The organism is Novosphingobium sp. AAP1 (genome assembly GCF_001295765.1).
Lineage (GTDB): Bacteria > Pseudomonadota > Alphaproteobacteria > Sphingomonadales > Sphingomonadaceae > Novosphingobium > Novosphingobium capsulatum.
In genome coordinates this window covers 364,753-377,022 of sequence record NZ_LJHO01000004.1, presented here as the reverse complement: position 1 = coordinate 377,022, position 12,270 = coordinate 364,753, and the positions used below count along the sequence as shown (strand labels likewise).

11 protein-coding genes are annotated in these 12,270 nt (G+C 66.5%); 10 read left to right on the top strand and 1 reads right to left on the bottom strand.

Translation table 11 applies throughout. The features are described 5' to 3' along the window. Nucleotides 1–71 precede the first annotated feature (71 nt). The 10 genes from gpmA (at nucleotide 72) to IP65_RS11340 (ending at nucleotide 11,257) form a co-directional block, all read left to right on the top strand. Entirely contained in the window at nucleotides 72–758 is a 687-nt protein-coding gene (gene gpmA, locus IP65_RS11385; RefSeq protein WP_028657981.1) for a 2,3-diphosphoglycerate-dependent phosphoglycerate mutase, read from the top strand. A gap of 32 nt (nucleotides 759–790) precedes the next feature. Continuing rightward, nucleotides 791–1,288: a 5-(carboxyamino)imidazole ribonucleotide mutase gene (gene purE / locus IP65_RS11380; RefSeq protein WP_054131784.1), complete on the top strand. Its 498-nt coding sequence runs from the start codon at nucleotides 791–793 to the stop codon at nucleotides 1,286–1,288. After that, a complete protein-coding gene (locus IP65_RS11375) occupies nucleotides 1,285–2,355 on the top strand; it encodes a 5-(carboxyamino)imidazole ribonucleotide synthase (RefSeq protein WP_054131783.1) in 1,071 nt (356 codons plus the stop codon). The genes purE and IP65_RS11375 overlap by 4 nt, the downstream gene beginning before the upstream one ends. Nucleotides 2,356–2,358: 3 nt before the next feature. Next, nucleotides 2,359–2,871 carry a dihydrofolate reductase gene (locus IP65_RS11370; protein ID WP_054131782.1) on the top strand — a complete coding sequence of 171 codons (513 nt, stop codon included), beginning with the start codon at nucleotides 2,359–2,361 and terminating at the stop codon, nucleotides 2,869–2,871. Next, nucleotides 2,868–3,797: a bifunctional riboflavin kinase/FAD synthetase gene (locus IP65_RS11365; protein ID WP_171794908.1), complete on the top strand. Its 930-nt coding sequence runs from the start codon at nucleotides 2,868–2,870 to the stop codon at nucleotides 3,795–3,797. The genes IP65_RS11370 and IP65_RS11365 overlap by 4 nt, the downstream gene beginning before the upstream one ends. Before the next feature lie 109 nt (nucleotides 3,798–3,906). Then, nucleotides 3,907–4,959: a glycerophosphodiester phosphodiesterase family protein gene (locus IP65_RS11360; RefSeq protein WP_054131781.1), complete on the top strand. Its 1,053-nt coding sequence runs from the start codon at nucleotides 3,907–3,909 to the stop codon at nucleotides 4,957–4,959. Between the two features lie 223 nt (nucleotides 4,960–5,182). Beyond that, nucleotides 5,183–7,939: an isoleucine--tRNA ligase gene (gene ileS / locus IP65_RS11355; protein WP_054131780.1), complete on the top strand. Its 2,757-nt coding sequence runs from the start codon at nucleotides 5,183–5,185 to the stop codon at nucleotides 7,937–7,939. Next, on the top strand, nucleotides 7,936–8,454 hold the full coding sequence (lspA, locus tag IP65_RS11350) for a signal peptidase II (protein ID WP_022676780.1): 519 nt from the start codon (nucleotides 7,936–7,938) through the stop codon (nucleotides 8,452–8,454). Before ileS ends, lspA begins: the two co-directional genes overlap by 4 nt. Before the next feature lie 3 nt (nucleotides 8,455–8,457). Continuing rightward, on the top strand, nucleotides 8,458–8,871 hold the full coding sequence (locus IP65_RS11345; RefSeq protein WP_022676779.1) for a DUF3035 domain-containing protein: 414 nt from the start codon (nucleotides 8,458–8,460) through the stop codon (nucleotides 8,869–8,871). Nucleotides 8,872–9,193: 322 nt separating this feature from the next. Beyond that, on the top strand, nucleotides 9,194–11,257 hold the full coding sequence (locus tag IP65_RS11340) for a TonB-dependent receptor (RefSeq protein ID WP_054131874.1): 2,064 nt from the start codon (nucleotides 9,194–9,196) through the stop codon (nucleotides 11,255–11,257). 57 nt (nucleotides 11,258–11,314) lie between these two features. On the opposite strand, the gene IP65_RS11335 is transcribed toward IP65_RS11340, so the two are convergent. Further along, complete coding sequence (locus tag IP65_RS11335; RefSeq protein WP_054131779.1) at nucleotides 11,315–12,163, bottom strand: class III extradiol ring-cleavage dioxygenase; 849 nt, start codon at nucleotides 12,161–12,163, stop codon at nucleotides 11,315–11,317. Nucleotides 12,164–12,270: the final 107 nt, after the last annotated feature.

Genomic DNA, 12,270 nt, shown 5'->3' with positions numbered 1-12,270 from the left:
CCTTTCCAAATCGCCCCCGGCCCGCTAGGGGCCGCGTTCTCTTGTCTCCTTTCTTGCAGCAGGAAGCCTCGATGCCCCGTTTGATCCTGATTCGTCACGGCCAGTCGCAATGGAACCTGGAAAACCGCTTCACCGGCTGGTGGGACGTTGATGTGACCGAAAAGGGCGCGGCCGAGGCCTTTGCCGCCGGCCAGCTGCTGAAAGACAAGGGCGTGCTGCCCACTGTCGCGTTCACCTCGCTCCAGACCCGCGCGATCAAGACGCTGCACCTGGCGCTGGAAGCCGCCGGCCGCCTGTGGGTGCCCGAAACCAAGGACTGGCGCCTCAACGAGCGGCACTATGGCGGGCTGACTGGCCTCGACAAGGCGGAAACCGCCGCCAAGCATGGTGACGAGCAGGTCAAGGTGTGGCGCCGCAGCTTCGACATTCCGCCGCCGGTGCTCGAAGCGGGCAGCGCGTTCGATCTGGCCAGCGATCCGCGCTATGCCGGCATTCCTGTGCCCGCCACCGAAAGCCTCAAGGACACCATCGCCCGCGTACTGCCGGCCTATGAAGAGCTGATCGTGCCCGCCCTCAAGGCCGGGGAAACCGTGATCGTTTCGGCCCATGGCAATTCGCTGCGCGCGCTGGTCAAGCACCTGTCGGGCATTTCCGATGCCGATATCACCGGCCTGGAAATCCCCACCGGCCAGCCGATCGTCTATGAACTGGACGACAACCTGGCCGAAGTGGAACGCTATTACCTGTCGGAGCGCTGAGGAGCGCACCGACGCCCGATGGGGGATTTGGGATGAGTGAAAGTGCGCAAGTCGGCGCGCAGGTTGCCATCATCATGGGCAGCCAGTCCGACTGGGAAACGATGAAGAACGCCGCCGCCGTGCTGGAAAAGCTGGGGGTGGCCCACGAATGCCGCATCGTTTCGGCCCATCGCACGCCTGATCGGCTGGTGGACTTTGCCAAGACCGCGCATACCGCCGGCTTCAAGGTGGTGATCGCCGGGGCCGGCGGCGCGGCGCACCTGCCGGGCATGGTCGCGTCGATGACGCACCTGCCCGTGCTGGGCGTGCCGGTGGAATCCAAGGCTCTGAAGGGCATGGATAGCCTGCTCTCGATCGTGCAGATGCCTGGCGGCATTCCCGTGGGCACGCTGGCGATCGGCGCGCCGGGCGCCACCAACGCCGGCATTCTGGCGGCATCGATCCTGGCCACCACCGACGCGGCACTGGCGCAGCGCCTGATCGCGTTCCGCCAGGCGCAGACGGATGCCGTAGCCGAGCGTCCGCAATGAAGACCTTTGGCCCTGGCGCGACGATCGGCATCCTGGGCGGCGGGCAACTGGGCCGGATGATGGCCCTGGCCGCCGCGCAGCTGGGCTATTGCGCGCATGTCTATGCCCCCGAACCGCGCGCGGAATCCGTCGCGGCGCAGGTGAGCGCGGCCTATACCCAGGGCACGTATGACGACGAAGCCGCGCTGGCTGCCTTTGCCGCGCAAGTGGCCGTCGTCACTTATGAATTCGAGAACGTGGCAGCCGCGCCGCTGGCAGCGATCCTGCCCCATGCCGCGCTCTTTCCGCCCGCGCGCGCGCTGGAAGTGGCGCAAGACCGGGTGAACGAGAAATCGTTCGTGGAAACGCTCGGCGGCCGCCCGGCGCCGTGGATGCAGGTGGACGGGCCGGAGGATCTTGCCCGCGCCGTGGCAACGATCGGTGCTCCCGGCATTCTCAAGACCCGGCGCGATGGCTATGACGGCAAGGGCCAGTGGCGCATCATGACGCCGGCCGACGCCGCCGGACTGGACTTGCCCGCCGTGCCGCTGATCTACGAAGGCTTTGTCGAGTTCTTCGGCGAATTTTCGGTGATCCTGGTGCGCGCCCAGGATGGCAGCGTGCAGTTCTGGGACAGCGCCTGCAACGAGCACGAAGACGGCATCTTGGCGCGCTCCACCGTGCCCGCCCCAGCCGAGATCGCCGCGCAAGTGCCCGCCGCGCGCGCGCTGGCCAAGCAAGTGGCCGCCGCGCTGGACTATGTCGGCGTGCTAACGCTGGAATTCTTTGCCACCCGCGATGGCCCAGTGTTCAACGAAATGGCGCCGCGCGTGCACAATTCCGGGCACTGGAGCATCGAAGGGGCCATCGCCAGCCAGTTCGAGAATCACGTGCGCGCGATCCTCGGCCTGCCGCTGGGCAGCACCGAACTCGTCACCCAGGGCGCGGTGATGGACAACCTGATCGGCGAAGCGGCCGATGCCTGGCCGCAACTGCTGGCCGATCCGGCCAACCACCTGCACCTCTATGGCAAGGCGGAAACGCGCCCGGGCCGCAAGATGGGCCATGTTACCCGGCTGGTGAAGTAAGCCATGGGCGCGGCGTTGTTCCTGATCGTGGCGCGGGCCCAGGACGGCACGATCGGCGACAAGGGCACGCTTGCCTGGCACATTCCCGCCGATCTCAAGCGGTTCAAGGCCCTGACCATGGGCAAGCCGATGATCATGGGCCGCAAGACCTTCGAATCGCTGCCCGGCCTGCTGCCCGGCCGCCGCCATGTGGTGCTGACCCGCGATGCAGCCTGGTCGGCGCCGGGCGCGCAGGTGGTACACAGCCTGGCCGAAGCGCTGGCGAGCGTGGCCGATGAGGCGGAAGCCGCGGTGATCGGCGGGGCGGAAATGCTCGCCCTGTTTGCGCCGCTGGCCCGCCGCTTTGAACTGACCGAAGTGCATGGCGCGTTTGGCGGCGATACAACGATGCCCTATCCCGATGCCGCCTGGCACGAGATTGCCCGCAGCGAACATGACGCCGGCCCCGGCCATCCGGCCTTTGCCTTTGTCACGCTGGAACGGGCCGATGCACAACAAGAAGGCAGCACGCCATGATCCGGCTCTATGCACGCGAGCGCGTGCCTGAAAACTGGCGCGGCGCCATCGTGGCGCTGGGCAATTTCGACGGGTTCCACCTGGGCCACCAGGCCGTGGTGGCCGAAGCGGTGCGCTGGGCGCGGGCCGAAGGCCGCCTGGTGATGATCGCCACGTTCGATCCCCATCCGGTCTGCCATTTCGATCCCAAGGCGCCGCCGTTCCGCCTCACCTCGCTCGACCAGCGGCAGGAACTGTTCGCCGCCGCTGGCGCCGATGCCATGCTGGTGTTCGAATTCGACGCCACCCTGGCACAGACCAGCGCGCAGGATTTCGTGGGCCAGTTGCTGGCCGATCGCATCGGCGCCGCCGGCGTGGTGACCGGCGAGGATTTCACCTTTGGCAAGCAGCGCGGCGGCAACATCTCCGTGCTGCGCGAACTGGGCGCGCAATACGGGCTTGCCGCCCGCGCGGTTGGCCCGGTGCAGCGCGACGGCGTGGTGGTGTCATCCAGCCGCGTGCGTGAAGCGCTCAAGGCCGGCGATTGCGCCACGGCGGCGGCGCTGCTGACGCGGCCCTTTGCCATTCGCGGCATTGTCCAGCATGGCGACAAGGTGGGCCGAACGATCAATTTCCCTACCGCCAACCTGGCCATGGGCAAGTATCTGCGCCCGGCCTATGGCATCTATGCCGTCAAGGGCCGCCTGTGCGACGGGCGCGAACTGCTGGGTGCGGCCAACGTGGGCATCCGCCCCACGTTCGATCCGCCCAAGGAACTGCTGGAGCCGCACTTCTTCGATTTCACCGGCGATCTCTATGGCCAGGAAATCGAAGTCAGCTTCCACCATTTCCTGCGCCCCGAGGCCAAGTTCGACAGCCTGGATGCGCTGGTGGCGCAAATGGCGCGCGATTGCCTGGAAGCGCGCCGGCTGCTGGAAAACGCCTGATTTTTCCTCCGTTTCGACGCGATTGGCGGCTGCCTGGTTGACAGGCCAGCCCGCCACGGCTTGATCGCGCGGGGCCCGATCTTATCGGGCTGGGTGGAAAGGACATGGCATGGTGTGGTTGCGGGGCGCTCTGTTTACCGGGGCGCTGGCCTTTCTGGTGCTCACCTTCGTCAATGCCAGCTGGATCGTCACCGCCGCGCCCGGACGGCCGCGGCTGATCGCCAACGGCGGCATCACCCAGGATTACAAGCCGGGCGGGCGCAATGCCCCCTGCCCGGCGCGGGAAATCCTGCCCCCGCTCCATGCCATTCTGGAAGATACCGCCCGCTCGGTGTTTACCGCACGGCGCATGGGCGCCGATTACGTGGCGATCGACGTGGTGCGCACCGCCGACAACCATCTCGCGCTCTATCCCGATGCCGATCTGGGTTGCCGCACCGAGGCGACCGGCCCGGTCACGCAGATGACCATGGCGCAGCTGGCCCGGCTCGACGCCGGCTATGGCTATAGCGCCGATGGCGGCAAGACCTTTCCCCTACGCGGCAAGGGGCGCGGGCTGATCCCCTCGCTCGACGAGATCCTGGCCGCAAGCGCGAGCGGCCGCTTTATCTATCGCTTTCCCGGCAATGACGTGGCCGCCGTGCCGCTGCTGGTCGACGCGCTCAAGCGCAATGGCCACGATGCGCGGGCGCTAGGCGAGGGCTTTGTCGGCAATGCCGCGCTGGTGGCAGCGGTGAACCAGGCGCTGCCCGGCGCCTGGACGATCGATCCTGTCCAAAGCCGCACCTGCACCAACGACTATCGCTGGAAGGGCTGGACCTCGCTGGTGCCAGCCAGCTGCCAGGGCGCCACGATGATCGCCGCGCTCGAAGACAGCTTTCCCAAGGGGGCGATGACGCTGTGGGGCTGGCCCAACCGCGTGCAGCAGCGGATCGAGGGCGTGGGCGGCCATGTCATGGCGGTGGCCAGCGAAGGCAGCGGCGATGCCCTGGGCACCGGCCTGCGCCACGCGCGCGAACTGCCGCAAGTGCCCGCATCGTTCCACGGCACCGTGCTGATCGACAATTTCTGGACCGTCGGCCCCGCCCTGCGCCCCGACATGGACGCGCGCACCAATGCCGAAGCCGTGGCCGCGCAGGACCGCGACGAGAATACGCCGTGATGGGGGCGGTGTCGCCCCCACTCCCAACCCCAACCTGTTCGTCACCCCGGACTTGATCCGGGGTCCAGCTTCTTTTGGCTACCTTGCGCTGTTCGTCGAAGAATAGCGGGACCCCGGGTCAAGCCCGGGGTGACGTGGAATGCTGACGGCGGGACACCTCTTGTACCTCTCACTGCATCCGGCATTTGCAGGAATCCGCACAGATCGCTAAGGCCCGCCGATCATGACCGAAACGCGCGACTATCGATCGACCGTCTTCCTGCCGAAGACCGATTTTCCCATGAAGGCCGGGCTCCCGCAAAAGGAGCCGGGGATTCTCGCGCGGTGGCAGGATGAAGACATTTATGGCCAGCTGCGCGCCGCGCGCGAAGGCCGGGAAAAGTTCATCCTTCACGATGGCCCGCCCTATGCCAATGGCGACATGCACATCGGCCATGCGCTGAACCATATCCTGAAAGACATGGTGGTGCGCACCCAGACCCTGCTGGGCAAGGACGCGCCCTATGTGCCCGGCTGGGACTGCCACGGCCTGCCGATCGAGTGGAAGGTCGAGGAAGAGTACCGCAAGAAGAAGAAGAACAAGGACGAGGTTCCGCCCAAGGAATTCCGCGCCGAATGCCGCGCCTATGCCCAGAAGTGGGTGGACGTGCAGCGCGAGCAGTTGAAGCGCCTGGGCATCAACGCCGCCTGGGACCGGCCCTACCTGACCATGGATTTCCAGGCCGAAGCGACGATCGTGGGCGAACTTTTGAAGTTCGCCGAATCCGGCCAGCTCTATCGCGGCGCCAAGCCGGTGATGTGGAGCCCGGTGGAAAAGACCGCGCTGGCCGAAGCCGAAGTGGAATACGAGGACATCGTTTCCACCCAGATCGACGTGGCGTTTGAAATCACGGATTCGCCGATCGAAGCGCTCAAGGGTGCCTATGCGGTGATCTGGACGACCACTCCGTGGACGATCCCGGTCAACCAGGCGCTCGCCTATGGGCCCGAGGTGGAATACGTGTTGGTGCAGGCAGGCGACAAGCGCGTGCTGCTGGCCGCGCTGCTCGCCGAGGCGGCAGCCACGCGCTTTGGCTTGACACTCGAAGCCCCGCTGTGGACCGGCAAAGGCGCTGACCTTGCCGGCACCGTCGCCCGCCACCCGATGCACGCGCTGGGCGGCTTCTTTGCCGAGCCGCGCCCGCTGCTCGCCGGCGATTTCGTCACCACCGAATCGGGTACCGGCCTGGTGCACATGGCGCCCGACCATGGCGAGGACGACTTTGAGCTGTGCAAGGCGCACGGGATCGAGCCCAAGTTTGCCGTCACGGCCGATGGCAAGTATCGCGAAGACTGGGGCTGGCTGGCCGGCCAGGGCAGCGTGATCAACCCCAAGTTCAACGCGCCCGATGGCCCGATCTGCGCGGCCCTGGCCGAAGTGGGCGCGCTGATGGCCGCGAGCGCGGACTACAAGCATTCCTACCCGCACTCGTGGCGCTCCAAGGCCAAGGTGATCTTCCGCTGCACGCCGCAGTGGTTCGTGCCGATGGACCAGGCCCGCGAGGGCGGCAGCTTGCGCGAAAAGGCCGTGGCGGCGATCGCGGCCACCCGCTTCGTGCCGGAAAAGGGCCGCAACCGTATCGGCGCCATGGTCGAAGGGCGGCCTGACTGGGTGCTGTCGCGCCAGCGCGCCTGGGGCGTGCCGATCACGCTGTTCGTCAACCGCCAGACCGGCCAGTACCTGGCTGATCCAGCGGTCAACGCCCGGATCATCGCCGGGATCATGGCCGAGGGCGTCGACGCCTGGGACGACGAGCGCGCGCAGGAATACCTCGGCGCCGATTACAGTGCCGACGATTACGAGCGCATCACCGACATTCTCGACGTGTGGTTCGATTCGGGTTCCACCCACGCCTTCGTGCTGGAATCCGGGCGCTGGCCCGAACTGCGCTGGCCGGCCGATCTCTACCTGGAAGGCAGCGACCAGCATCGCGGCTGGTTCCAGTCCTCGCTGCTCGAAAGCTGCGCCACGCGTGGCCGCGCGCCCTATGATGCCGTGCTCACCCACGGCTTCACCATGGACGCCAAGGGCCTCAAGATGTCCAAGTCGCTGGGCAACACGATCAGCCCGCTGGACCTGATGCGCGATTACGGCGCCGATATCCTGCGGCTGTGGGCGCTGTCGGTAGATTTCACCGAGGATCACCGCATCGGCAAGGAAATCCTCGCCGGGGTGGCCGACCAGTATCGCAAGCTGCGCAACACCTATCGCTATCTCTTGGGCGCGCTCGACGGGTTCAGCGAAGACGAGCGCGTGGCCCCGCAGGACATGCCCGAACTGGAGCGCTACATGCTGGCCCGCCTCGCTGGGCTCGACGCCACCCTGCGCCAGGCCGTGGCGGACTATGACTTCAACACGTATGTCCGCAGCCTGACCGAGTTCTGCAACGAAGACCTGTCGGCGTTCTTCTTCGATATCCGCAAGGACAGCCTCTATTGCGATGCGCCGGCCGATGCCAAGCGCCGCGCCTATCGCACCGTGCTCGACGTGCTTTTCCACGCGCTGGTGCGCTATGGCGCGCCGGTCATGGTCTTCACGGCCGAGGAAGTGTGGCAGAGCCGCTATCCCGGCACCTCGGTCCACCTGCTGGAATGGCCCGAACTGCCGGCGGCAGAGGCCGACATGGCGCAGTGGGAACGCTTGCGCGCGCTGCGCACCAGCGTGAACGAGGCGATCGAGCCGCTGCGCCGCGAAAAGGTGCTGGGTTCGGGCCTGGAAGCCAAGGTCACCGTGCCGGCCGACGCCCCCGAAGCCGAAGGCGGCCTGGCGGAACTGTTCATCAGCGCGACAGTTGCGCGTGGGCAGGAGCTTTCCGTGACCCGAACCGATGACCACAAGTGCGGCCGTTGCTGGCGCCACCTTCCCGAAGTGACCGAAGACGGCGCGCTGTGCGGCCGCTGCGAAAGCGTGGTTGCCGCCATCGACGAGCCCGCCGCGTGAGCCTGCTGACGCGCAACCGCCTGGCCGGGTTCGCCCTGGCCCTGGCCACCTTTGCGGTGGACCGGGGGGTGAAAGCGTGGATCGCCGGGCCGCTGGCCCTGCCCGAACAGGGCGCGATCTACATCACCAGCTTTTTCAGCCTGCGCTGGACGCAGAACCTGGGCGTTTCGCTGGGCCTGCTCAGCGCCAGTTCCAGCGAGGGCCGGCTCGCGCTGCTGGCGATGACCGGGCTGATCGCGCTGGGCGTGGCGATCTGGATGCTGCGCGAAAAGGCCATGGGCGAGCTGGCTGGCCTCGCCGTGATCCTGGGCGGGGCGATGGGCAACATCTATGACCGCTTCACCCGTGGCTATGTGATCGACTATGCCGATCTGCATTTCGGTGAGGTTCGGCCCTTCCAGATTTTCAACCTGGCGGACGCGGCAATCACGCTGGGCGTGCTGATCCTGCTTGCCCGTTCGCTGTTTTCGCGCGAAAAGCGCGAGCCGGGCAGCCCCAGCCCAACGGAGATTTAAGTAATGCGCAAAGCCGTCGCCCTTGCCTTTCTCGTTTCGGCCGGGAGCTTTTTGGCTGCGTGCAGCTCCAACAGCTCGCTGTTCAACCGCGTGCGCCCTGACGAATTCGCCGTCAGCCGCCAGGCGCCGCTGGTCGTTCCGCCCGATTTCGCGCTGACCCCGCCCAACCCCGGCGCGCCGCGTCCGCAGGATGTCGATTCGTCGAAGCAGGCGCTCGATGCCCTGTTCGGCGGCCCCGCACCGCGCAGCGCGGTGGAGACCGACACCCTGGGCAAGGCTGGCGCTTCGGCCGTCGGCATCCGCAGCACGGTGGGCGATCCGCAGACCAAGACCGTCGCCAAGGGCGCCCAGGTCAAGGATATCCTCGCCGCGCCGCAGGGCGATGGCGCCGCTGCCCGCGCGTCCATCCCGGGCTGATCGCGCCGCGCCAGGACATGTTTTGCAAAAGGCCCGCCGGCATTCCCGGCGGGCTTTTTCATGCCCCGCCGCGCCGCCGCCCTTGCGGTAAGTGACGCCGGTAGCAGCATTTCCTGACATTGCTTCATGTTACGTTCAGGTAAAATAGGGCCAGAAAGCGCCGCAAGCGGCCCTTGCTGGCTGCAATGATGAAATGTTATATCGTTCCCGAACAAGGGAAACGAACCCGGCGGAGAGGCCGACGAACACCACGCCTGCGCCAGGCGGCGCTGCCAACAGCGCGCCAGCGTGGGTGCATGCAAGGTTTATGGAGGAGATTTCGATGCGTTCCATCCTGATGCTGGGATCAGCGGTCCTGGCTCTGGCCCCTGCTGTGGCCTGGGCCGATGCCCCGTCCCCGGCGGCTGATGCCCCAGCGGCCGACGCGCCTGCCAGCGACGGCGCGGCCGATGGCGGCACGGCGGGCGGCGGCAGCAGCAATGCCATGCCGATCGTGGTCACCGCCACGCCGTTTGGCCACACCATCGATGATACGCCCACGGTTTCTGCGCGCGTCGATGCCGATGCGATCTCGCGCGCCGGCGGTGCCAGCATTGCCGATGCCCTGCGCGATGTGCCCGGCGTATCGTCCACCGGCTTTGCCTCTGGCGCCAGCCGCCCGATCATTCGCGGCATGGACAGCAACCGCGTGCGCCTGCTCGAAGACGGCACATCCAGCTCCGACGTGTCGGACATCGGCCCCGACCACGGCATTCCCATCGATCCGCTCTCGGCCCGCTCGATCGAAGTGGTGCGCGGCGCGGCCACGCTGCGCTATGGCAGCCAGGCAATCGGCGGCGTGGTCAACACGATCAACAACCGCGTGCCCACCACCCTGCCGACCGAGGCGATGTCGGCCGAAGCCAGCACCAGCTACACCACGGTGAACAAGGGCGTCGAAACCGCAGCGCTGGTCGATGGCAAGGCCGGCCAGCTGGCCCTGCATGCCGACGGGTTCTGGCGCACCACCGACAACTATGACACGCCGCTCGGCACCCAGCAGAACTCCTGGTTCAACGGCTGGGGCGGCTCTGTTGGTGGCTCGTATTTCCTGCCTGGCGACAAGAGCCACGTGGGCCTGGCCGTCACGCACTATGACGCGCGCTACGGCATTCCCAGCGACACCACCTATATCGACATGCGCCAGACCAAGGTGATGACGCGCAACAGCTTTGCGCTGGATTCGGGCCTGCTCAAGACGTTTACGCTCGACGGCAGCTATGGCGATTACCAGCATTCGGAAAAGAACCCGGATGGCTCGATCAACACCACCTTCAAGAACAAGGAATGGAACGGCCGCGGCGAACTGCTGCTCAATGCCATGGGCCCGGTGCGCAACACGGCGCTGGGCGTGGAATACCAGCACCGCGATTTCTCGGCCGTGGGCGAAGACAGCAGCTACCTGAACCCGGCCACCAGCCAGAACATCGCCGGCTACCTGTTCACCGAAATCCAGCTCGCCGATCCGCTCCACGTGGAAGCCAGCGGCCGCGTGGAACACGTGCGCATCACCGGCACCCCGGCCGATGATGCCTTCACCGTGCGCAAGTACACGCCGGTAAGCGGCGCGATCGGCGTGCTCTATACGCCGATCAAGGCAGTCAAGTTCGGCCTCAACTTCTCCAGCACCGGGCGCGCCCCGGCGCTGACCGAACTGTTCGCACGCGGCGCCCACGATGGCCCGCAGACCTATGAAACCGGCGACCCCAACCTCAAGATCGAGCGCGCCAATTCGCTCGAAGGCAGCCTGCGCGTGCGCCAGGGCGGCTTTGCCTTCACCGGTTCGATCTATTACACCTGGTACAAGAACTATATCTATGGCGAGCTGACCGGCCGCACCTGCGATGATGATGGCGTGTGCACCGCCAGCCCCGACGGCGAACTGCGCGAGCTGTTCTATCGCCAGCAGGGCGCCAAGTTCCGCGGGCTTGAAGCGGAAATGAGCCAGGAACTGGTCAAGACCGACGAAGGCACGTTCACCGCCAAGGTGCTGGGCGATTACACCCGCGCCACGCTCGACAACGGCTCCAACGTGCCGCGCATCCCGCCCTATCGCATCGGTGGCGGCCTGGCCTGGGCGGGCAAGACGCTCGATGCCGGGATCATGTTCAGCCATTATGGCCGGCAGGACAAGGCGGGCGATTTCGACACGCCCACCGCTGGCTACAACAACCTCAACATGAATGTCGCGTGGCGCCCGTTCAAGAGCCACCCCGGCATCGAGCTGGCGATCGTGGGCCAGAACCTGACCGACGATACCCAGCGCCTGGCCACCGCGCTCAACAAGGATCTGGTGGTCATGCCGGGCCGCTCGGTCCGCTTCGTGATCAAGGCCGCCACGTTCTGATGGCCATGGCGTGCGGTTCCCCATGACAGGAACCGCACGCCATCCTTCATCCCGGCTTCAGCGGCCACTGCCGCCGATGCGATCGAAACCGCTGGGCGTGGCATCGCTGCCAAAGCGATAGCTGGACGCGGTAATCGCGCCGCGCAGGTCGTTTTCCGAATAGACGCAGATGCCCGGATCATTTCCGGCCGCACCCACCGCAACCATCAGCGGGATGAGGTGATCGGCCTGCGGATGGCAGATGCGCGCGGCCGGCGCCTTTTCCCATTCCAGCAGCGCCGCCGCGCGTTCGGTCGGCGCCAGATCGATCAGGGCATGGCGCAGCCAGGCATCGAAGGCTGCCGATGGCGCCGCCGCCGCGGCGTTGAACTGGCGCAGGTTGTGATAGCTGAACCCCGACCCGATGATCAGCACGCCTTCGTCGCGCAAGGGCGCCAGGGCGCGGCCCAGCGCCAGGTGCGCCGCGACATCATAGTCGGCGCGCAGCGACAGGCTGAGCACGGGAATATCCGCCTCGGGCCAGATCGGCTGCAGCATCGAGAACGTGCCGTGGTCGAAACCGCGCGTCGGATCGGTGCCCATCGCGATGCCGGCTGCCTTGCCCAGTTCCACCACGCGCCGCGCCAGATCGGGCGCACCGGGCGCGGGATAGCGGATGTGATAGGTGTGTTCGGGAAAGCCGTAATAGTCATAGACCATGCCCGGCTGCGCGGCGGTCGACACGGTGAACTGCGGCTCTTCCCAATGGCCTGAAACCACCAGCACCGCGCGCGGACGGGCAGGCAATTGCGCGGGCAAAGCCTTGAGCGAGGCTTCCAGCCAGGCAAAGCCTTCGCGGAACGGGCCATCGAGCCAGGGCCAGGGGCCGCCGCCGTGCGAGAGAAAGAACACCGGCTGTTGCTGCATGCGAAATCCATCCTTTCCCGTCCTATCTATGGATTGTTGTGGCCAATGACAGCGGCCAAAACCCTGCGCATCTTGTTGGCCCAAGTTGAACGCGCCGCTCCCTTGCG